The following is a 22,652-nucleotide window of genomic DNA, read 5'->3' on the forward strand; positions in this document are numbered from 1 at the left end:
ACGTTGCCGATGATCTTAACGGCAACGGCAGCAAGCATGGCGACGGCGGGACCGCGGATCTCGCCGAGCCCGTTGAGCACGCTGGTGGATATAACCGCCAGCGTGCTGAATAAGGCGGTGATGCCCAGCACCGCCATCGTGAACGAGCCTTCCGCATCCGTGAAGAGCATCACATTGACAGGCTGAGCCGTCAATGCGAGCCCTGCTGCGGAAGGCAAACCGATCAGCCAGGCTGCTTGCATGGCAGCCTGTGCCCTTGACCTAGCGAGCGTAGCGTTCCCGCTCGCTTCGGACAGCGCAGGGACGATTGCTGCTCCTACAGAAGCAGCAATCATCGATACAAGCTGGACAAGCGGCTGTCCATGATTGAACAAGCCAAATTGACGCATCGCCTCTTCTGTATTCAGATGAACCGTATGTAATAAACGCGGCATCGTAAAGGTATCGACCATATTCAATAATGGCACAGTTATCGTGCCTAGACAAATCGGAATCGCGATTCGCACAATGCGACGAATAAGCGCGCCTGTATGTTCTGCCTGCAATGGGCTGCGACCAACAGAAGGCTTATGTTTGTTATTGTGCTCTTCATCTTTCCTAATACGTCTCGACCATTTATACCAAGCATAAAGAATAATGAGCAGGCCTGCTGCCGCTCCTGCGACAGAGCCGAATAATGCGCCAGCAGCTATCCTTTCTGGTGAAGCTTGAAGATGAACGAGCCATAGCAAGAGAACAACCATCATCGCAACCCGTACAATCTGTTCGACAACCTGCGAGACTGCTGAAGGTATCATGTCCTGATAACCTTGAAAATGTCCTCTGAGCGCTGACATCACAGGAACAAGGATCATTGCCCATGCAATACTCCGCAAAGAAGAGGCTGTGCCTGCAACGCCAATGAATCGTGCTAACAGATCAGCACCGAAGTACATGAACCCAAAAAACAACAACCCCGATGCTAGCATCACCCATACAGAAGCCTTCGTGACAAGACGTGCTCCCAAATGATCACCCTCTGCTGCTCTCTCAGCAACGAGCAGTGCAATTGCCGTTGGAATACCTGCAGTCGCAAGGAAGATTAGGAATAAATAAAAAGGATATGTCGCATTGTAGAGCCCAAATACTTCATCACCCGCAATATTCTGTAGCGGTATTTTTTGCATTGTGCCGATCAACTTCGAAATAACAGCAGCAAGACTCAAAATAGCTGCGCCCTTAAGCAGCTTGGACGAGCCCACTGCTGCCTTGATTGTGCCAGTGCTTGTACTTGAGCCCGCTGTATCTTCACTATTCCCCTTAAGCTCATTTGTATGATTGGATTGAGCCATTGCCTTGTTCTCTCCCTAGCTCTTAGCATGAACTCATTATAACATCTGCGTAGTGCCCCCTGCGAGGACGGATCATTCCTTTCGCTATAAGAGACACAAAAAAAGCTCCATTACTCAGATCATGACGGTCTTAAGTAAAGAAGCTCACATTTGCTCTATATTCTACTGCTCCATTTGCTTAGCAAGGAATGCAGCAGCGGTTTCAGCCATTTTGGATTCCATAACACCCATCTTAGTGTTTTCTTCTTTAGTTACAAGAATAACGGTACCAATTGGGTCTCCGCCTGCAACAATCGGAGCTATAACGAATGAACTATACGTATCTGCAACATCTTTGCAGATTTCATATTGTCCACTGTTCGTTTCGATTTGCACTTTACGATTTTCCATGCTGGACTCGATAATGTTGCCAATCTGTTTCTCCAGGTAGTCTTTCTTGGAGCCGCCTGCAATTGCTATGATGGTATCACGGTCAGAGATCATTGTCATATGTCCAGTGCCTTCATATAAAGACTCGGCATATTCCTTAGCAAAGTCACCTAACTCACCAATTGGCGAGTATTTCTTAAGAATAACCTCGCCGTCACGATCTACGAAAATTTCTAAAGGATCCCCTTCGCGAATTCTCAATGTACGTCTAATTTCTTTCGGTATAACCACTCTTCCCAAATCGTCTATACGACGAACTATTCCAGTTGCTTTCATAAACATGTTGCCTCACTTTCCAAGGATGTTGACTGGACTTAAATAACATTATTAGTGATCAATCAAATTTAACCATAGTATTCATCAGTTCCCAAGTTCTTATGCAATGTACTTTACCAATGGAAATAGCAGCTTATGTAGCCCTTCATCAAAAGCAGGACGCAATCAATTTTGCGTCCTGGATCTCAAATCAAGATTTCACCTTAAGGATTTGGAGTTGCTGTAGGTGCTGGAGACTCAGTCGCTGGGGCTGGAGTCGTGCTAGCAGCTGGAGTCGCACTAGGCTCAGGTGTTGGTGATGGTAGATTGTTCGTTAGAATAAGTCCAGGCACTTCCTTCTCAACAAAATCCTGAACCTTCATCTGTGCTAGACCAGAACGAATAGAATCTTTCATCTCATCTACCGTACTCACTTTGCGGCTGTCTACACGAATAATATGATAACCATAATCGGTTTTGACTGGCCCGCTAAGCTGACCAACAGGAAGACTCATAGCCGCGTCCTTCCATTCTGGCACCATATTATTCATGTCGCCATAATTAAGGTTCTCGTACTTGCCACCTTTATCTTTGGATCCCGGGTCATCTGAATATTCTTTGGCTAATGCATCAAAATCTCCACCTGCTTTGAGCTTATCTTCAACTTCTTTCGCTCTTGCAAGTGCTTCGTCAAATGTACGAAGATCCGTTTTACCTGTTGGATCTTTGACTGTATCTTTAACTCCAATAAGGATGTGACGAACGGTTGTTACGTCAAAATAGTGCTTGTCCTCAGTGAGCATATTATCATACTCTGCTTTAATTTGCTCATCTGTGATTTCTTTTTCTTCAACAGCAACCGAATAGAAAGACCATTTCATCAAGTTCTCAATATCTTCAAGCTTGATCTTGTTATCTTTCAATTGCTTATCAAGGCCGCCTTCTTGAGCGCCTAAGAATAGCTTAATCTGTTCCATTTGCGTATTGACTAGTTTGTCAGCTTCTGCTTTCATCGCATCATCAGCACGGGCAGCAAGCATTTTATAACCAATATACTGCTCAAGCATATAGTTACGGATAGTTGGATCATCCATCACTTGTTTATACTGGGGATTAAGCGCCCCGTTAACATTTAAGAAGGTATCGAACTCTGCTTGTGTTACTTCGCTATTATCTTTGTAAGTTGCAAGCACTTTATTAGATTTTCCACATCCGCCTAGTACGGATACAGCCATAATGACTGCAATTAAAGCAATTACCCATCTGCTCTGCTTACTTTGAAACATTATGCAAATCTCCCTTCACTTTTAGCGCGTCTTTATATTTTTGCAGAAACTGCTCAATTAATTCTAATGATTGTTCTGGCTGTAGTCCTTTGCATCGGAAGGTTATGACTAATTGCGTTCCGGCAGTTAAGCGGATTCGATTGCCATAAGCCCCTGCAATCTCAAATAATTTTTGGCCATCGATTCTGCTATTCTGATCGGCATGTACTTCCAGAATAAAGTCATCGCCTTTTTGAGACATCGATTCAATCTGATATTCTGAACCATAGGTTTTAAGTCTAGCGATTGTCATCAAATTCATAACCGCTTGCGGTGGATTTCCAAATCGGTCGACAAGTTCATCATATAGGTCTGAAGCCTCTTCCAAAGAACGAATTGCCGCTACCTTCTTATAAATCTCTATCTTCTGCATGCTATCATAGATATAGTCCGAAGGCAAATATGCGTCGAGACTAATTTCGATGAGCATATTGATCTCCTGACGTTCAACTGGCGCCGCGCCATTCATCGCTTCTTTTTGTTTCGCAATCTCATCGGCAAGCATCTGAGAATACAAGTCAAAACCAACCGATGCAATGAAGCCATGCTGCTCTGCTCCAAGCAAATTACCCGCTCCACGGATCGCTAAATCTCTCATCGCAATTTTGAAACCGGAGCCAAGCTCTGTAAATTCTTTAATGGATTGCAGACGCTTCTCGGCAACCTCAGTTAGTACCTTATCCCGTTGGAACGTAAAATAGGCATAGGCGATTCGATTGGAACGCCCTACGCGTCCTCGCAGCTGATAAAGCTGCGAAAGTCCCATTTTATCCGCATCATGTACGATTAAAGTATTCACATTCGGAATATCTACCCCTGTTTCAATAATGCTTGTCGAAACAAGCACGTCGAACTCGCCATCCAGGAAGTCAAGGATGGTTTTCTCCAGTTCCTGTTCTCCCATCTGACCGTGCGCAATCGCCACTCTAGCGTCAGGAACAAGCGCAGATATTTGATCTGCCATCTGTGTAATGCCTTGTACACGGTTAAACAGATAATAGACTTGCCCTTCTCTCGCAAGCTCACGTTCAATGGCTTCACGAGTTAAGGCAGCGCTATGCTCAACCACATAAGTCTGCACAGGGAATCGATTCTCTGGCGGTGTCTCAATAACAGATAGATCGCGAACGCCAAGCATGGACATATGAAGTGTTCTTGGAATTGGCGTCGCCGTTAGTGTCAAGACGTCAACATTCGCTTTCAGACGCTTAAGTTTCTCTTTGTGCGACACGCCAAAGCGCTGCTCCTCATCGACAATGAGCAGACCCAAGTCTTTAAATACAATGTCTTGCGAGAGTATACGATGTGTTCCAATGACCACATCGACCGTCCCTTTTTTGACACCTTTAATCGTCTCGGTCTGTTCTTTCTTGGAGCGGAATCTGCTAAGCGTCTGGATCTCAAACGGAAATCCGGAGAACCGCTCCTTGAATGTCTCGTAATGCTGCTGAGCCAGAATGGTTGTTGGGACAAGCACTGCAACCTGTTTGCCCTCAATTGCAGCTTTGAATGCCGCACGAATCGCAACCTCTGTCTTCCCATAACCAACATCGCCGCACAGCAATCGATCCATCGGTCTTGGCGTTTCCATATCCACCTTAATCTCTTCAATCGCACGCAGCTGATCATGCGTCTCATCATAAGGGAACAAGCTTTCAAATTCATTCTGATAAGCGCTATCCTTGGAGAAGCCATAACCAGTAGTAGATTGACGCTGCGCATACAGCTTAATCAATTCATCCGCAATATCTTTAACGGATGATTGTGCCTTACTCTTAACCCGATTCCAATCAGCTCCGCCGAGTTTATAAACTTTAGGCTCTTTATCCTCAGAACCTACATATTTCTGTACGAGATCGATTTGTTCAATCGGAACAGACAGCTTATCTCCACCCGCATACAGAATGTGCAGATAATCTTTATGAATGCCTCCAACCACAAGTGTCCCAATCCCAACGAATTTACCGATCCCATGATTCACATGGACGACATAATCACCGATTTTGAGCTCTTGGTAGTTTTTGATCCGTTCCGCATTCTCCAGCTTCTTATCTACTTTGCGTGCTTTGCGCTGCTTCTGTGTGAACATTTCGCCTTCGGTAATAACGACAAGGTGCAAGGATGGGAGCTCAAAGCCTGCCTGCAAATTACCATTAATGATAAGCGGCGTATCTATATCGTAATCATCAAGCACACGACGAACACGATCCATACGTTCTTCGCCTGAAGCAATCAGCATGACTTTGCTGCCTGTCTTTTTCCAACGTTCCATTTCGGTCTTAAGCAAATTCATCTGTCCATGGAAATTCTGCATAGCACGGCAAGTGAAGCTCACGATATTCTGTGGTACCGTTTGCGGCACCTGACGTAAGAATAGGGATGAATAGATAGTAGGGAATGCCTTACGATGCAGCAACGTTTCATAAGATTTGGACAGCACAAGAGCAGGCAGGCTTTTGCCTTCCTGTAAGGAATGTGTCATCCATTCAGCCTCATCACGCTCCAACTGCTTGGCAGTTTCGAGCAGTCGTCCAGGCTCATCTACGAGAAGTACGGTATCTTTAGCGAGGTAATCAAATAAAGTGTGTCGCTCTGGATAAAGCAGAGAAATGTATTGATAGATTCCTGGGAAGGATACGCCTTCGCGCATCAATTCAATATCATGACCAATACCTTCTAGCAGCTTATCTTTCGCTTTGCGATCGGACATTTTTTCGAGCTGAGCTTGCAATAGTTCATATGCGCCCACAGCCGTAGATTCTAGTCGTCTCTTGTCTGCTAATATTTCTCTGCATGGCGAAATCCTGATAGAGTTGAATTTCTCCGTGGATCGCTGGTCGCTTACATCGAATGAACGGATCGAATCAACCTCATCATCAAACAACTCAATTCGAAACGCTGAAGAGGATGTAATCGGATAGAAGTCAATAATCCCACCACGAACACTCAATTCTCCCTTAGACTCAACACGTTCGACGCGTTCATATCCCAACTCTGTCATTCGGCCAAGAAATTCATCCATCCGTAAGGTGTCGCCTACTCTAAGTGTAATATGAGAAGCTGTGAATACCTCTTTGATAGGAAGCAGTCTACGAACTCCGGCATAAGGAGCAACGATAATCCCACGATATCCACCAGCGAGCTTCGTAAGCACATCAATACGTCTTGCCAATATTTCTGGCGACGCGATAGCTGCTTCCGCTGCCATTAACTCTTGCGCCGGGTATAGCAATACATGTTCATCCGACACACACTCAGCTAGATCTTCAGCTATCTTTTGAGCTGCGAACATATTATGTGTAATAACGAACAAAGGACGTTTTGACTCAATAAATAGAGAGGCGATCATCACTTGTCGTGAAGAACCCGCTAACCCTGCTATTAATTGTTCCTTCATATCAGACTTGACGCCTGCTACGACGGATTGAAAGTCCCTGTCCGCTAAAAAGGCTTGTATCAACGATTGCAAACTATTTCACACCCCGCCCATATTATTGCAAAGGATTACTAAGCAAAGAAAGCTCCGGATGAATGTCCAAAGCCTCCTTACAAAAATCGCAAATAACCCTTACAGTTACATTACCTTCCAAGTCATACGATATTATATCTCTACGTTCTTCGGGGGTCAAGAAATGAAAGCCCAATTGATCCTCCGTCACATGAGATTGTTCAATTCGCCCGATCGCCATCTGACAGTGTCTACAAGTATATACTACAGACATGAATGCCATGCCCCCTTAATCAAGAAAATCAAAACCATCTAATTTCTAGTATGGCCTTTTTCTCAAAAAATAGGCATGGACTTCTAAGTTTCATTCATCAATTTTCAAGCAAATCTTAGGGCTACGAATTAAATTTGGCCATCGTCTTCTCAAAATCATTACTTAAAGCATCTTCCATTGCGTCCACAACACGATCCAGAATCGGCGGCATTGCAGCAACTTCATCTTTGCTAAAACCAGACAAAACATAATCTGCAATATCTCTGCCAGGCTGAGGACGAGAAATCCCAATTCGTATACGATCAAAAATTTGTGTACCCGTATGCTGAATCAAGGATTTAATGCCATTATGTCCACCACTGCTGCCTTGATAGCGAAGCCTAATTTTACCGTACTCCGTATCCAGATCATCATACAGAACAATCATGTCCTTCACATCTATTTTATAGAAATCCATCAACGCGCGTACAGACTCTCCTGATAAGTTCATATAAGTCATCGGCTTTAGTAAATAGACTTTCGTACCATTCACATTGCCTTCAGCTAATAATCCCTTGCACTTATTCTGGAAGCTGCGAAAGCCATGTTTCTCTGCAAATTGATCTATTCCCATAAAGCCTATATTATGCCTGGTTCGTGCGTATTGCGATCCAGGATTACCAAGTCCAACAAACAGTTTCACTTGCCGAATCCTCCCAAGCTTCTGCTATTGTTTCTTCGCTTTCATCTTCCTGCGAATAATATCAGCATAGCCTTCCTTGTTCGTCTGACGCTCTCTTGCAATAGCTAGGTCGCCTTCTTTCACGTTATGTGTAATCGTTGAACCCGCTACTACATAGGCACCTTTACCAATTGAAACAGGGGCAATCAGGTTCACATTTGAGCCGATGAATACATCATCACCAACCTCAGTTAAACTTTTATTAAATCCATCATAGTTAACCGTAATTGCTCCACAGCCAAAGTTAACCCCGCTGCCGATATTTGCATCTCCAATATAGCTTAGATGCGATACTTTGGATCCATCGCCAATTGTAGCGTTCTTGATTTCTACAAAATCGCCAATTTTGACGCTCTTGCCAATTCGAGAGCCTGGACGCACATAAGCGAATGGCCCGATACTTGCACCATTATCGACAACAGCTGCTTGCACGACTGCATTCTTGATAATAACTTCATCACCGACTTGAGAATTGTAGATTTCGGTATTTGGCCCGATTTCACAACCCTCACCAATCACTGTGTTACCGCGAAGAATGGTACCAGGGAATAGTACCGAGTCAGAGCCAATCTGAACACCCTTCTCGATATAAGTCTGCCCAGGGTCGATCATCGTAACACCGTTCGTCATATGAACGCGGTTAATTCTTGCCTGCATACAACGTTCTGCTTCAGCAAGTTGAAGACGATCATTCACACCTAAAGATTCATTAGAGTCATCTGTGCAGTAAGCTTCAACGATATGCCCTTCGCCTTTTAGAATATCAATCACATCTGTCAAATAATATTCACCTTGCGAGTTGTTATTGCCTACTAAATCGAGCGCAGCAAATAGTTTCTGATTATCGAACACATATGTTCCCGCGTTGATTTCATTCACATGCGCTTCTGCTTGTGAGCAATCCTTCTGCTCTACAATTTTGGCTACATGTCCTTCGCTATTACGAATAATTCGGCCATAACCGAATGGATTGTCAAGTTTAGCGGTGAGCATCGTAATAACTGCACCTGATGCACGATGCTGTTCTATCATTTTATTTAAGGTTTGCGCCTTTACAAGCGGCGTATCTCCGTAGATTACAATAGTTAATCCCTGTTCATTACTTAAAGCTGGCTTTGCTTGCAGTACTGCATGCCCAGTACCTAACTGCTGCTCTTGTAATGCATACTCTACCTTTGTACCTAGATATCCTTTAACCGTCTCTACACCATGGCCTACAATGACCACTGTACGATTTACATTTATCTCTTCAAGCGTGTCAATCACATGCCCTACCATTGGTTTACCGCAAACAGGATGAAGCACCTTAAACAGCTTGGAATTCATACGTTTGCCTTGTCCCGCTGCAAGTACAACAGCATATAAGTTCAAACTAATCACTCCTTTACAAATCACGAACTCAGTTTCTTTTCTCAATCAATATATCTTAATTCGGCTTAAAAGAAAAGAGAGCCCCGTTTGGGACTCTCACTTTAAATCATTGTAATCAGGTACTACGCGCCTTCCTCGATAACTTCTTCTTCCGCAGCTGCACGGTCGTACTCAGCTAGCACTGCCGCTTGAATCTTCTCACGAGTAGTGGAAGAAATCGGATGGGCAATGTCTCTGAACTCACCGTCTGGTGTGCGTTTGCTAGGCATAGCAACGAATTCATTGTCAATCGTAATAGAAGCAATCGCTTTCATTCTACCTTCTGAATTGACTCGGCGAAGTCTAACATCTGTAATTTGCATTGTGCTCACCACCTTTTTCCATCGCAGGACTTGGGAGTATAATTCAACATCACAATGCAAATTCCTTCTTAATGACCTCTATAATTTTTAAAAAATTTTAAATTAGCAATAAATTTGATCACATTTTACAAATTTCGGCTATTATGAGACATTATTCGACACTGTTTTGTCATAAATCTGAATGCCTATCATTTTTATTTCATTGCTGAAAATAACTCCCTGGTCCTACAATCACTTGCTTGGTTTTGGAATCAACTCCAGATAGCTTAGCCAAGGAAACATAATCCTCAATTAGCAAATCATCCACTTCCCCGGATTCCACAAACACACCAACACCGCTAACGGATGCGTTAAATTCTTTTAATAAATCCTTCATTCCCTGAATCGTTCCACCAGCTCGCATGAAATCGTCAATAATAAGTACCTTCGATTCTTCCTTCAAGGCACGTCTGGATAGAGACATCGTCTGAATGCGTTTATTCGAACCAGATACATAATTGATGGATACAGCTGAACCTTCTGTCACTTTGTTATCGCTTCTTACGATAATGACAGGCAGATTCAAGAAAGAAGCCGTTGCATGCGCAAGCGGAATCCCCTTGGTCTCCACGGTCATAATGCAATCTGCTTCGCAATTTGCAAATACGGTAGCAAACATTCTACCAATTTCGTTCAAGATCGATGGTTGTCCAAGTATATCAGACATATACAAATAGCCACCTGGCAAAATCCGATCAGGCTGCCGCAGCTCTTCGCATATGGACTCCACGAATGCAATCGCGGCTTGCTCACTCATCTTAGGCATATATTTAACTCCACCGGCCGCTCCAGCTACGGTGTTAAGTTCACCAATTCCTTCTTGCTCCACTACCTCTTTAATGATCACGAGATCTTCGCTAATCGATGACTTTGCAGAGTTGTAACGTTCAGCAAAGGTTGTAAGTGGGATCAATTGATGAGGACGAGACAATAAATAATGGGTCATTTCCACCAGTCTCGAACTTCTCTTCAATTTTTTCATGAACAGACCCCCAATTCCGAATATTATATAGAAAATATACACTTTTGTACGGTTTGGCACAAGTTTTGACCCAATATCTATAATATAACAATGTATTTCGAATTCATTCAATTATTATACAAGGTAATTTCTCCATAAAAAAAGTTGACTTAAGTATTTAAGTCAACATTCTCACGACATATACATCTTTACAAAAACCCCGAAGTCCGTTGTAAATCCGCGCAACTTTGGATTCCTTCGAAACGAGACCAAATACAGTTGGCCCAGAGCCAGACATAAGCACCCCTTCGGCACCCAGCTTCTGCATACAGTCTTTGATATGTTTAACCTCTGGGTATAAGTCCAGGGTCACTTCCTCTAGAACATTGCACAAGCCATTGCAGAGCTTATCAAATTGCTTGCCTTGAATCGCCTCTACGAGCTGCTTCGTATTAGGATGCTTCTTAATCGCTCCTGCTTGAAGTCTACCATAAACCTGTGCGGTCGACACATTAATCGGTGGCTTCGCCAATATGACCCATGATTGGAATGAGTTCTTGATGGGCTCAAGCTTCTCTCCCCTACCTCTGGCTATAGCCGTCCCGCCTGTAATGCAATACGGAACATCAGAACCAAGCTCAGCACCTAAACGCTGCAGCTCAGGAACTGAAATGTTAAGATTCCACAGCCGATTGAGACCACGCAGTGTAGCTGCCGCATCGCTGCTACCACCTGCAAGCCCTGCGGCTACAGGGATATTCTTATTCAAATGTATATATACACCTTGTTTAACACCATATCGATCTTTAATGAGCCTAGCAGCTTGAAAGGCAAGATTCTTCTCATCGAGAGGAATATATCCAGCCTGTGAGGAGATCATGATCGTATCACGTGGCAATTCTTGCATTTCAATCCGATCCGCTAGATCCACCATCGTCATAATCATTTCAACTTCATGATAACCATCTGGCCGCTTATAGAGTACATCAAGTGATAGGTTGATTTTGGCTGGAGCTTTCTCGAACACTTTCACGGAATCACCTACTTATGTATTTACCGATTCATTATACCAAAAGGCTGCAAGAAGAAACAACTTTACTACCCTCTAATGGCTTATCTGATCAGGAAAAATAGCTAAAACCCGCATCAGCGAGCTTTAGCTATCAAACATAAACACTCCGCTTTAAGATTGTTTGGATGCGTGCTGCTCTGCAATTTGAATAGCACGTTTAACCATGTTGCCAGCATCCTTCGTCTTAATGCCGCCCCAACCTTCCTGTTGAACCGTATCATAGAAGCCTAAATCTTTTGCCAGCTCATATTTGAATTTCTCCGACATCACACTTCGTCTGCGACTCATGGTGTGCACCTCCTTTATGATTGGAACCACAAGGAATCAAGACCCTCATAATGATGTTCCTGATTTCAGGCATAGTTTGTTCCAATCCCAAGTGTTCTATCCGATATAAGAGATCCTATAAACAGGCAAAAAACAGCCCCGAAGGGCTGCTGTATGAATGGGTTATGTTTGAATATAAGTGATTCTGACTTCTCCGTCATTGTTACATACGGTGACTTGTACAGAATCCGTTAAAATATCGGCGTAGCTGTAAGATACTCGTTTGAACGATTCCTGTTCCTGATCGAGCTTAACGATGAAAACAGAAGGGTAAGTCTCTTCTAATACCCCTGATCGTTCAATTGTCTTGCGACGGCCACCGTTCGCACGGAGCATAATCTTCTGACCAACATGAGGCTCTAAACTACGTTTAATCTCCAAAAGTGCATTTCTCGCCATTGGGACTACCACCTCTTTCCATATAAATTATATCCAAACAAGCCCATATTGTCAACCAAAATTAATTATTATATCAATTCATAAATCAGGTTGTCAACGGGGGATCTCACGATTTTGAACATTTATACGGGATAGATTTTGCGTTTTTCGCAAAATTTATACATTTTCATGAAATCACCATACGAAAAAACCGCACATAGCTATTCTATGTACGGTTTTTGATCATTTGATTTATACCTTTTTATGACAACAACATACTGAGAATTTGACTTACGATTACGTATGTACCGATCGCAAATACGAGAAGCTTGTAGCGATCCTTCATTTCAACTTCGAACACATCGAACGCAATTAGTGACGTAATGACCAAAGTTAATCCCATCGTTAAATTTCGGATCATATATCCTAAGTCATAGGAAAGCAAACCTAAGATCGCCGCAACAAGGAAACCTCCCGCGGTTAAGATCTGAACTGAGCCAAATTTAGCTACGATCTCCGCAAAGCTTATTTTGCGTTTGCCTAGCATATTTCCAAAAAGTCCAAACGCTCCTACAAACAAGGCTACCTTAAGAATGCCGCCTATAAAGTAGGACTTGAAAATAAGCAGGAATATAGATGCTTTGTTAATAAGTCTTCCAAAATCCATACCTAAAAATTCCATTGATGAGATTCGATTTGTTGCCCAACCCAATATTGTATAGGCGATCACAGTGGCACATAATCCAATGATTCCGTATAACAGTTTATCCTGACCATATTGACTGGCTTGCATAGGATTACTGAAGATTTTGATAAATACATCAGTGTCTAGATTGTTCGCTGTAGATTTGTGTGCTTCAGATGGCATTCCCTTCTCAGATGGCGATGCTGTTCTTGGTTCATATGGTGCCGTTGAGACTGCTGCAGCAGCTTCAGAACACGCATGCGGCTGACCTTCTTGAAGCTTAGCACCGCAATTTGGACAAAATGACATAATTAAAGGCACTCCTTTACATTTAAAATAATCTCTGATGGACTTCAATCCACGACTATACTAAATATATCAGAACATGCCTAATTATGGTATAAATTCTTAGAATTTGTCTTATTATTGTCAAGCTGGAGAATTTGGCATTTCTATTTTTTCCAAACGAGGAAGCCCCATTCGGTAACTGCCTTTCGTCTCAACTCCACCCATCCCCTCTAATCCCGTTACAGTCGACTCCATTAAATCAATCATCGAAACGGTTTCTTTAACAGAGCTAAAAGACATTTTGGATGCAATTAACAACGGGTCCAGCGCATGAATCAGCACACGTGCAGGTGACGATGCAAAATTAGCGCCAGCTTGCAGCAAGGCCTCAAAATGGGACTGACAAGCACCCGCGATAACGGTCAATGAATCCCGATTACGTTCGTATTCTCTTGCAACTTCAACTGCACGAACGAAATGAGAGGAATTTTTGTAGCTGCTTAGAGACATAACATCCATATCCCTACGATTTTTCACGAAGCCATCATGTCCTGTAATTACGACAATATTCGGCTTGATTGTTGGCAGCAGTCGTCTTAAGGAATCTGCCATCTGACTCTCTTGCATATAGAAGCCATGGGCAGGTATGCGCATTTCTTCGTACAACGTCATGCACTTGCGCAAATACATAGGATCGCCGTCTAAATGCAGCACAGTTCCAGGTACTTCAAAATAATAACTGCCTGCCTGACCCTTGTTAATACTTGCATACGGACTTTTTTCATGGAGACGAATCCGATCCTGCACCAGCCTTCGCATGGAGTGTACGGCTTGATGTGCATAGTAACGAGGTGAATCTACATCCTCTGCACCATTGAGAGGGACAAGATCAGTAAAGGGAGCATCTGCCAATAAACGATACTCCACTCCACACAATATAGCTCGATCTTGCTCTATCCGTTGTATGCGAAATACGATATCTCCACCGTATGATTTACGTGTAACCAAATCGCCTTGCTTCATAGCAGCATCCCTCCTCGTCTATCGTATGGCGAGAAGGGATGTGAAGTGCCTATCCTTTTAGTTCATTTAAATATTTCTTCAAGTTTCGACTAAGCACTGCATACTCAGGAATAGATACCGTTTCTGCGCGTCTTGAAGGATCGATGCCGCTCTCAAGCAATATAATTTCAGCCTGCTTCTTATTCTCCTTCGAGAAGAACCGAGCGCCCAAATTGTTATAGATTGTTTTGCGACGCTGTGCGAAGGCAGCTTGTACGACTTCAAAGAAGAACGCTTCATCATCTACCTGTACAGGCGGCTCACCACGAAGTGTCAGCTTAATGACAGCGGAGTCCACGTTAGGTGGTGGAACAAACACACCGCGAGGAACGATGGTCACGATCTCGGTATCACAATAGTACTGAACCGCGATGGATAACGAGCCGTAATCTTTGCCTCCAGGAGGGGCTGACATGCGTTCTGCGACCTCTTTCTGTGTCATGACCACAATATGCTCCAGCGGAAGCTTCTCTTCCAAGAGACGCATAATAATCGGTGTTGTAATATAATACGGCAAATTCGCCACTACACTGACCTCTGAAGCATCCTGGAACTGTTCCTTAAACAAGGCATGCAAATCCTGTTTAAGCACATCTCCATGAATCACACTTGCATGAGGATAGGGTTCTAAAGTTTCCGACAGAATCGGTAGTAGTCTTTGGTCGATTTCAAGTGCGACTACCTTGCCTGCCTCTTTAGCCAGCGGCTGAGTGAGCGCTCCAATCCCCGGACCGATTTCAAGCACAGCTTTGTCTTTGGTAAGTTCTGCTGCGCTCACAATCTTCCGTAGTATATTAACATCTGTCAAAAAGTTCTGACCCAAGCTCTTTTTGAGTACGAGCCCATGCTTTTTGAGTACTTGATTCGTACGTTTGGGATTTCCAATCGCTTCTTCCATCTGGATTGCATCTCTTAATTGATCTTTGCTCATTTATAGCCCTCTTTGCTCCAGTTGTTCAACAGCGGCTTCAAACTCCTCACGTGAGATTTGAAACGCTGTACAACGTTTATAGAATTGTTTACCGTTACAATAGCCAATGCCAAGTATATTACCCACTTCAAGCCTTCTAGCTGCAGCTTGCGGATGACTCAGCATACCTGCCTGAATGAGATCCTCAATCGTTAGTTCGGCAACTGCCCCATCATATTCTGTCCTAACATTCGCTAGAGCACTTCGAATCGCCTCAGGGGAGGCGTTCTCAACACCGATGTCGTCCTTATATAAAGCTTGCTCTTGTGTCAGAAAAGCATGCTTGCAGCCAGGAACCTTTGCCGAAATAATTTTGCGAATACGTTCACCTGCATGATCGGGGTCCGTAAAAACAATAACCCCTCTACGTTCTTGTGCCAAGCTAATGCGCTGGAGTACTTTACGGTTAATTGCAGAACCACCTGTTTCAATGGTATCCGCCTCTACAGCTCGTCTAATTGCTGTTGTATCATCCTTGCCCTCTACAACAATAATTTCCTTTATCATAACGTTTAGCCCGCCTCTAGATCACTTAAAAAGAGAAGGGGTATCCCCTTCTCCATGAATAATTATATATTAACATATTGTTCGACAGTTTGCCCACCTAAGGCATGATTAATCTACGACTGGTTTCTTCGGTCCAATTACGTAAACCGTATATCCACGCTTACGGCCAAAACGATTGACATAATCTTCATCTTCGTAATAAACGTCAATGGTCTTGCCTTTAATCGCCCCGCCTGTATCTTCTGCACGACGGAAACCAATGCCATCGATATATACCCACCAGCCAAGCGGAATCAGCTTAGGATCCACTGCGATCGTCCGACCCTCTGTGACCTTTGTACCAGATGCCGTATAACCATAATGGGGATCATCTTTAGCCTTACCACCGCCATCAGCCGTATAGGCAGTCAATGAAACATTATTAAGAATTTCTTTGTAGTTAAAATTAATATCGCCCTTACTTAACTTTTGATCTGGCTTATCTTTGAGACTTAGCGTAACAACTTCGCTCTTAGTTCCAACCGCAACAATTTTATTGACACTTGGCTCTTGAATTGTCTGATCAAGCAAATTCTCTGCTACGAGAACGCCATCCTCATATACTTTGACAATCTGCTTAAGTAGAACGCCTTCTTTGCCTTCTTGCACAATCTCTTGCTTGCCTTTCGCAAGCTTGGCATCATCTTGCTTGACTGTGTCATAAGGAATTTCTTCCGTCACATCTTGCTCTACCTTCTGTACGCGAACAATCTTGATTTGCGAGTTAGGCGTCAGCGCCGACGCTAAACTTGGAACGATCTTATCCTCTTTACCAAGTTCAACTTGATATTCTTGCAGCGCAGAAGATACCGTCTTGGCAGTCGTATATTTAGTCTCTGTCTTCCCGTCAGCTGTTAACTGGAATGGTTGTGCATAATCAATAACAACTCGATCTCCATCCTTAAGCTTAGAATCTAGCGGTAAATTGATTTTGTCGTATGCACCCATCGTAATAGCTTGTTCATCCAGCAGGCGATTTACTTCCCATTGTTGTGTCTCGACAACAGTTTCTTTTCCGTTCACAACTACGTATATACGCTTAGTTGCAGTTCCATACATCAGCACCATAAACATCATAATAATTACGCATGTAAAAATTGCAGGAAGAAAAACATACCTTAAATTTTCATGCTTCCATCGCATTGCGAAGGTTGTGCTGGATGATCGCTCTACATGGGTCTCTTCTTCTGAGATCTGTCCCATTTCTTCGGTCCTCCTGTCAAAGCCTCGCCGCCTTAATATTATGTCTTAAATGTATTGACGCGACTTATAAATTTATACAGTCGTTCGGTCACCAATAACCTGATGTGATTTTTGCGCAACAAAAAAAGACCTGGAGAAGAGAATGCTTCTCGCGGTCTTTAGCATGGCTAAATTATAAAAGACCTGACGACAATTCCCTATCTCTTACGCTTACGAGGTTAGCTGACGGATTCGGGCAAGAGTTGCCCTACTTTAGTAGGTGAGTGATTGTGGAAACAATCCCACTCACTATTCTAAAGATTCACCCCATTTATTCCTGCATCAATCAGAGTTCGAATTAATCATTCCTTAAGTCTCTTGTTAAGACTATAATTAATTCGATCTATGTTGTTAACAGCGGTTCCCCCATTCTCCAAATTTGGAGATTCAGCGATTTGAAATTGGTGAGCCTATTTACTTGTATGTTGAAATAGTACGACGATACTCCACTAGCTGTAAAGGACGAATCAAACCCGTATTTAGGGAAAATCATGAAAATTATTGATTTAAGCTGCGATAATTTTAATAAGTTCCGTGTTTTTCTCATGATAGCTCATTTTTTTGCCATTTTTAATGGGTAATGTTACTATTTTATGAGAAATTGGACGAAAATGAAGAAGAAAAAACTGGAAATCGAAACCTAAATTTATTAAAAAATACAAATTAAAAAGCAGGTGAAGGTTTTGTCCAATATTTTACAAATCGAACAATTATTCGGTGGATATTTACCCAAAAAGCCAGTACTTAAGGATGTTAATATTTCATTACGTAAAGGAGAAATGGTTGGCTTAATTGGACTCAATGGAGCTGGAAAAAGCACCACAATTAAGCATATTCTTGGGCTTATGATTCCACAGCAAGGTAAGATCACGATCAATGATATGCAGCTTAGCGAGCAAATGGAAAAATATCGTTCATCTTATGCTTATGTCCCTGAAAATCCAGAGCTGTATAACGAATTAACGGTCCGTGAGCATCTAGAATTAACTGCCATGGCCTATGGGATTTCCAAGGAGGATTATACGAATCGTTCTGAGCGATTGTTAAAGGAGTTCAGAATGCAGGAGAAGGCTGATCATATGCCTTCACAACTATCCAAGGGAATGAAGCAAAAGGTGATGATTATGAATGCATTTCTCGTAGAACCACCTTTATATATCATTGACGAGCCTTTTCTCGGACTAGATCCACTTGCCATGCGATCCTTGCTGGAAACGATGTCGAATTTAAGAAAGAATGGAGCTTCCTTCCTAATCTCTTCTCACATTCTCTCAACAATCGAGAAATATTGTGATCGATTCGTCATTCTTCATAATGGACAAGTGATTGGACAAGGTACCTTGGCAGAGCTGCAAGCAGGTTTAGACATTGACCCTCATGAGAACACATCACTCGACGATATGTTCCATCAATATATAACCCAGGCTGATACGAGGAACCCATTATGAACATGAAGCGAGATACGACCGAACAGGCCACTCAAATCTGGCGGCAAAGAAAAGCAATTTTTAATAAAGAAGCGCTTGGCTACTGGGCGTATGTACTCCGAAGCAACTTTGTAGGATACATGTTTCTTCTATTAATAGTAGGAATTTATTATTATGTCAAAGTGCTAGGAGATTTACCTACCGATTATCCCTATTGGTGGATCGTCATGCTTGTACTTGTACCACTTCTAGCTATGGGTTCGATACGTACATTTATCGTTCAACCCGATCGTATGTTTCTGCTACCTCTTGAGGGACAATTAAGCGGGTATTTTCGTCTAGCGTTTCGATACAGTATGACCATCCATTCGATACGCTTGATATTCGGGCTGCTTGCGGTATGGCCCTTGTACTTGCATTGTAAAGGTGCCGAAGCTCAACCCATATGGCTCGTTATCGGCCTACTGCTACTAGCCAAGTGGGCAGTGCTCTTGTCGAATTGGCAAGAAAGCAAACTGGTGAGCAGGCAAGCAAGACAGCTTTCTGCCCTATTTCGCTGGATAGCGGCATTAGCGATGATCCCAATCGCTTTTATATACGGTGTCATGTGGGCTGCATTGCTTCTTATTATAGTAGCGTTATGCTGGATCATCGCACTTCGGCTTATTCGTCAGCATACGACGGGCTGGGAGACACTGATCGAGCGTGAGCAAACAAGCCGTAGACGCCATTATCGATTCTTTGCGATGTTCATCGATGTAACGCCACTGCCACCCACTGTTCGCAAGCGAGGAATTCTTTCATTAATAACGAATATGTATCGTTTTCATTCGTCGAATACGCATTTATACTTATTCACCAAAACATGGCTAAGAACTGATTTGTTCAGCATGTTCCTTCGCACGACAATCGCAGCCTTCTTTATTGCAATCGTCGTTTCGAGTGATGGTGTACGCACAGCGATTCTCGTTATCGGAGCATTTATTTCTGCCTTACAGTTGACTACACTGCGTGACACTCATCGGTACACATTTTGGCTCCAAATGTACCCGATTCCCGTTACGAAGCAAGTCGGCGCTGTTCTTGCGATCATGCAGACTGCATTAACTGCTCAAGCAATCCTATTTGCACTTACGCTCTTGCTGCGTACAGCAAATCCGTTATATGCAGTTGCTCCTATTATCATGTTGCTGCTTTGCGTGCTGTACTTCCGCCTAAATTTGCACCATAAATGGACAAAGGACATGCTCTCCGATTAAGGAAGGCATGTCCTCTTTGTTTGGCTCAACACTAAAATAAGTACTTAACACCTGCGTAGTGCCACTGCGAGTACGGATCATTCTTACGATCGCTGTTGTCACCAAATTTCCTGATCAGATTAACCATTAAAAGGTAGAAATTCGCTGACAAAGGCGACCGCTAACGCTTCTCCAGAACGATTCCGAACTCTCCGCTCCTTTCGCTATTTGTTAAGCACTTATAATTGTTTTGAGCCTTTATTTTAATCCGAATAATTTGATCGCATTGTCTGTCGTGATCTTGGCCAGCTCTTCTAAGCTCATACCGCGGATTTCTGCAGCAGTTTCAGCCACTAGTCGAACATAGGATGTCTCATTTCTTTTGCCCCGATATGGATGCGGTGTTAAATAAGGTGAATCCGTCTCAATTAAGAGTCGATCCAGGGGAACCTGTGCTAATACTTCCTTCGGTTGCTTCGCATTCTTAAACGTAACTGGACCACCGAATGAAATATAGAAGTTCATATCCAGACATTGCTTAGCTGTCTCCCATGAGCCTGAGAAGCAATGCATAATACCACCAACCTCAGCTGCTTTCTCTTCACGCAAGACCTGCAATATATCATGATGCGCATCGCGATTATGAATCACAATTGGCATCCCTAATTTACGAGCCAAACGGATTTGTTCCCTAAATACACGATCTTGTACATCCTTAGGCGATTTATCCCAATGATAATCCAATCCGATCTCACCAATAGCAACAACCTTCTCATGCTTGCACAACGATTCAATCCATTCCAGATCTCCAGGCTGCATATCAATTGCATCTACAGGATGCCAGCCAACTGTTGAATAAATAAAATCATAACGCTCAGCAAGCTCTATGGATGACGGAATCGTCTCACGATTAAATCCTACATTGACCATTCTTGTCACACCAGCAGCAAGTGCACGCTCTATAACCTGTTCCCGATCTTCATCGAACTGCTCTGCATTCAAATGTGTATGTGTGTCTGTTAGCATGATGTTCTCCTTCATTAGATAATCTAATAGGATTAGTATCCCCCTGTTGAATGGTCCCTGTCAAATCCCTTGTATCTTGTCCCTTGAAAAGTCAGCTTCCCATAATCACCTTCTGCCAGCATACCAAACTCATTGCCGCTCATCGCGAGCTCCATCCGATCTCCACTCTCGACCTCAAAGGTTACATAATAGTAGGTAGAGGAACCAATCGATTGATGATTTTCATGTTGATGAGTATGCTTGCGAACATCTGTCCGTTTACTTACCACTTTAGCTGCTACAGATAGCACAGGCTGCTGATTATTAGAGTTCCACTGCATAATTCCTTTAATAAGTACAAATATAACAATACCTGCAACAACGACAAATATTATGGGGAATATCGTACCCATGACACTAATCATACTAAATCCTCTGTCGAATGGGTCATTATCAAATCCCGGAAACGCAAAGTCTATATTATTCATTATTGATCCCCCTGATTGTTCTGACTTCCTCTGGAAAATAAATACGATGCTTCCCTTGCCGCATCCTCGCGATCGAGCGAACGATGTCGGATTGCTCTGAAATTTCAATAAGCTCTTCATGTTCGTTAAGTAATAGAATAGGCAAATTATTCGTTGCCCCAGGACGATAAATATCGTACGACATGTTCGAAGGAAAATCTCTTCCTATATAATATGTAGGATCATACCCATAATCGATTGCCTGTCTTGTCATCCTACCGAACACATCTTCCATTTCCTCACGCGATTCTGTAGTCACATATTTGAATAGCCTTCGATTTAAGAATCGATTACATAAGTCTGCCAAAATGCCATCCCGCTCCTTAGTCCAGCACATCATTACCGTCTGCATGAGCGATTCATCTAATAGATGATAGTCTTGAACGGTCAATTGCTGTGCCAATAGCTTCTCGAGTGGTTCTAGCATAAAGCCGAATGAAAAGGAATCCAAATAAAGATGCCGAGCACGACTGAAAATTTGGCTAAGCAGCAGCTCTGCGCTTCGGGTCACGGGATGGAAATAAACTTGCCAATACATATGATAGCGTGACATCAAATAATCTTCAATCGCATGCATGCCGCTTTCTTTGACCACGATATGTTCTTTATACGGACGAAGCACCCTCAGGATTCGTTCTAAATCGAATTTTCCGTAGTTCACACCTGTAAAATAGGCATCTCGTAGCAAATAATCCATCCGATCCGCATCGAGTTGACTAGTCACTAAAGAAACCACAATTTCCTTTGGATACGTTTTGGAAATTACACTCGCCACTTTGTGGGGGAGATCTGTATGTACACTGGATAATATACTATTCACTTCTGTGTCTCCGAGAATCATTCGACAAGTCCAATCCTCGTGATTAAATCCAAGAACCTTTTCGATGGAATGAGAAAAAGGACCATGGCCGATATCATGCAAAAGTGCAGCGCATAAACACAGTAATTTTTCTTCCTGGGGAAAATCTACATATTGATTACGATCAAATTGTGCGATAATATTACGAGTGATCTCATAGACACCGAGTGAATGAGCAAAACGGCTATGTTCTGCACCATGGAAGGTTAAATAGGATGTACCCAGCTGCCTGATTCGACGCAAACGTTGGAATTCCTTTGAGTTAATTAATCTCCAAATGACCTCATCTTGCACATAAATATATTGATGAACTGGGTCTTTAAAAACTTTTTCTTCTTTCATAGCATCACACCTCACTTATACGATAATATTCGACAAATCGTTAACAGAATGTCGATTATATCGCTCTTTTTCTCCCATTTTTTGATCTTTTAATTAGTTTAAACTGTTTTTTCATGTTCTAGCAACTAAACTTAAATCTATCAAAAAGTGGTTGACTATTTTGGGAAT

General features: G+C 42.9%; 22 protein-coding genes and 1 riboswitch. Of the genes, 2 read left to right on the forward strand and 20 right to left on the reverse strand.

Features of this window, described 5'->3' with window-relative positions; translation table 11 throughout:
• From E0485_RS23085 to E0485_RS23165, 17 genes are all read right to left on the reverse strand, one after another.
• Positions 1–1,331: putative polysaccharide biosynthesis protein (locus E0485_RS23085; protein ID WP_132420419.1), on the reverse strand; the 1,331-nt coding region annotated here is incomplete at its 3' end.
• Between the two features lie 162 nt (positions 1,332–1,493).
• The gene (gene spoVT / locus E0485_RS23090) at positions 1,494–2,036 is read right to left on the reverse strand and encodes a stage V sporulation protein T (protein ID WP_132420420.1); all 543 of its coding nucleotides are present in this window, start codon (positions 2,034–2,036) and stop codon (positions 1,494–1,496) included.
• A 203-nt stretch (positions 2,037–2,239) separates the two neighbouring features.
• On the reverse strand, positions 2,240–3,301 hold the full coding sequence (locus E0485_RS23095; RefSeq protein ID WP_132420421.1) for a peptidylprolyl isomerase: 1,062 nt from the start codon (positions 3,299–3,301) through the stop codon (positions 2,240–2,242).
• On the reverse strand, positions 3,288–6,809 hold the full coding sequence (gene mfd, locus E0485_RS23100; protein WP_132420422.1) for a transcription-repair coupling factor: 3,522 nt from the start codon (positions 6,807–6,809) through the stop codon (positions 3,288–3,290). Before mfd ends, E0485_RS23095 begins: the two co-directional genes overlap by 14 nt.
• Before the next feature lie 22 nt (positions 6,810–6,831).
• Positions 6,832–7,062 (reverse strand): anti-sigma-F factor Fin family protein, encoded by a 231-nt coding sequence (locus E0485_RS23105; RefSeq protein WP_132420423.1) that lies wholly within the window; start codon positions 7,060–7,062, stop codon positions 6,832–6,834.
• Between the two features lie 121 nt (positions 7,063–7,183).
• Entirely contained in the window at positions 7,184–7,744 is a 561-nt protein-coding gene (gene pth / locus E0485_RS23110; RefSeq protein ID WP_132420424.1) for an aminoacyl-tRNA hydrolase, read from the reverse strand.
• A 24-nt stretch (positions 7,745–7,768) separates the two neighbouring features.
• Positions 7,769–9,154, reverse strand: coding sequence for a bifunctional UDP-N-acetylglucosamine diphosphorylase/glucosamine-1-phosphate N-acetyltransferase GlmU (glmU, locus tag E0485_RS23115; RefSeq protein WP_132420425.1), 1,386 nt, complete (start codon positions 9,152–9,154; stop codon positions 7,769–7,771).
• A 122-nt stretch (positions 9,155–9,276) separates the two neighbouring features.
• Positions 9,277–9,516, reverse strand: coding sequence for a septation protein SpoVG family protein (locus E0485_RS23120; protein ID WP_132420426.1), 240 nt, complete (start codon positions 9,514–9,516; stop codon positions 9,277–9,279).
• A 199-nt stretch (positions 9,517–9,715) separates the two neighbouring features.
• Positions 9,716–10,537, reverse strand: a complete 822-nt coding sequence (gene purR / locus E0485_RS23125; protein WP_132420427.1) for a pur operon repressor — start codon at positions 10,535–10,537, stop codon at positions 9,716–9,718.
• 157 nt (positions 10,538–10,694) lie between these two features.
• On the reverse strand, positions 10,695–11,549 hold the full coding sequence (gene ispE / locus E0485_RS23130; protein WP_132420428.1) for a 4-(cytidine 5'-diphospho)-2-C-methyl-D-erythritol kinase: 855 nt from the start codon (positions 11,547–11,549) through the stop codon (positions 10,695–10,697).
• A gap of 150 nt (positions 11,550–11,699) precedes the next feature.
• Positions 11,700–11,876: a small, acid-soluble spore protein, alpha/beta type gene (locus E0485_RS23135; RefSeq protein ID WP_132420429.1), complete on the reverse strand. Its 177-nt coding sequence runs from the start codon at positions 11,874–11,876 to the stop codon at positions 11,700–11,702.
• A 162-nt stretch (positions 11,877–12,038) separates the two neighbouring features.
• On the reverse strand, positions 12,039–12,314 hold the full coding sequence (gene veg, locus E0485_RS23140) for a biofilm formation stimulator Veg (RefSeq protein ID WP_132420430.1): 276 nt from the start codon (positions 12,312–12,314) through the stop codon (positions 12,039–12,041).
• Positions 12,315–12,555: 241 nt separating this feature from the next.
• Positions 12,556–13,287 (reverse strand): hypothetical protein, encoded by a 732-nt coding sequence (locus E0485_RS23145; protein WP_132420431.1) that lies wholly within the window; start codon positions 13,285–13,287, stop codon positions 12,556–12,558.
• A 120-nt stretch (positions 13,288–13,407) separates the two neighbouring features.
• Positions 13,408–14,289, reverse strand: coding sequence for a sporulation peptidase YabG (gene yabG, locus E0485_RS23150; RefSeq protein WP_132420432.1), 882 nt, complete (start codon positions 14,287–14,289; stop codon positions 13,408–13,410).
• A gap of 49 nt (positions 14,290–14,338) precedes the next feature.
• Positions 14,339–15,259 carry a 16S rRNA (adenine(1518)-N(6)/adenine(1519)-N(6))-dimethyltransferase RsmA gene (rsmA, locus tag E0485_RS23155; protein ID WP_132420433.1) on the reverse strand — a complete coding sequence of 307 codons (921 nt, stop codon included), beginning with the start codon at positions 15,257–15,259 and terminating at the stop codon, positions 14,339–14,341.
• Entirely contained in the window at positions 15,260–15,805 is a 546-nt protein-coding gene (rnmV, locus tag E0485_RS23160; protein ID WP_132420434.1) for a ribonuclease M5, read from the reverse strand.
• A 108-nt stretch (positions 15,806–15,913) separates the two neighbouring features.
• Complete coding sequence (locus E0485_RS23165) at positions 15,914–17,047, reverse strand: 3D domain-containing protein (protein ID WP_132420435.1); 1,134 nt, start codon at positions 17,045–17,047, stop codon at positions 15,914–15,916.
• A gap of 192 nt (positions 17,048–17,239) precedes the next feature.
• A riboswitch (cyclic di-AMP (ydaO/yuaA leader) is annotated at positions 17,240–17,489 on the reverse strand.
• Positions 17,490–17,769: 280 nt separating this feature from the next.
• Between E0485_RS23165 and E0485_RS23170 the strand changes: the two genes are divergently transcribed.
• A complete protein-coding gene (locus tag E0485_RS23170; RefSeq protein WP_132420436.1) occupies positions 17,770–18,534 on the forward strand; it encodes an ABC transporter ATP-binding protein in 765 nt (254 codons plus the stop codon).
• Complete coding sequence (locus E0485_RS23175) at positions 18,531–19,772, forward strand: ABC transporter permease (RefSeq protein WP_132420437.1); 1,242 nt, start codon at positions 18,531–18,533, stop codon at positions 19,770–19,772. Before E0485_RS23170 ends, E0485_RS23175 begins: the two co-directional genes overlap by 4 nt.
• Before the next feature lie 237 nt (positions 19,773–20,009).
• Here E0485_RS23175 and E0485_RS23180 read toward each other — a convergent pair whose 3' ends face one another.
• The 3 genes from E0485_RS23180 to E0485_RS23190 are packed head-to-tail and all read right to left on the reverse strand — an operon-like array spanning position 20,010 to position 22,484.
• Entirely contained in the window at positions 20,010–20,777 is a 768-nt protein-coding gene (locus E0485_RS23180; RefSeq protein WP_132420438.1) for a TatD family hydrolase, read from the reverse strand.
• Between the two features lie 32 nt (positions 20,778–20,809).
• A complete protein-coding gene (locus E0485_RS23185; RefSeq protein ID WP_407944875.1) occupies positions 20,810–21,244 on the reverse strand; it encodes a DUF2500 domain-containing protein in 435 nt (144 codons plus the stop codon).
• Positions 21,237–22,484 (reverse strand): HD domain-containing protein, encoded by a 1,248-nt coding sequence (locus E0485_RS23190; protein WP_132420439.1) that lies wholly within the window; start codon positions 22,482–22,484, stop codon positions 21,237–21,239. The genes E0485_RS23185 and E0485_RS23190 overlap by 8 nt, the downstream gene beginning before the upstream one ends.
• Positions 22,485–22,652: the final 168 nt, after the last annotated feature.

This window comes from Paenibacillus albiflavus, from assembly GCF_004344915.1.
GTDB lineage: Bacteria > Bacillota > Bacilli > Paenibacillales > NBRC-103111 > Paenibacillus_AM > Paenibacillus_AM albiflavus.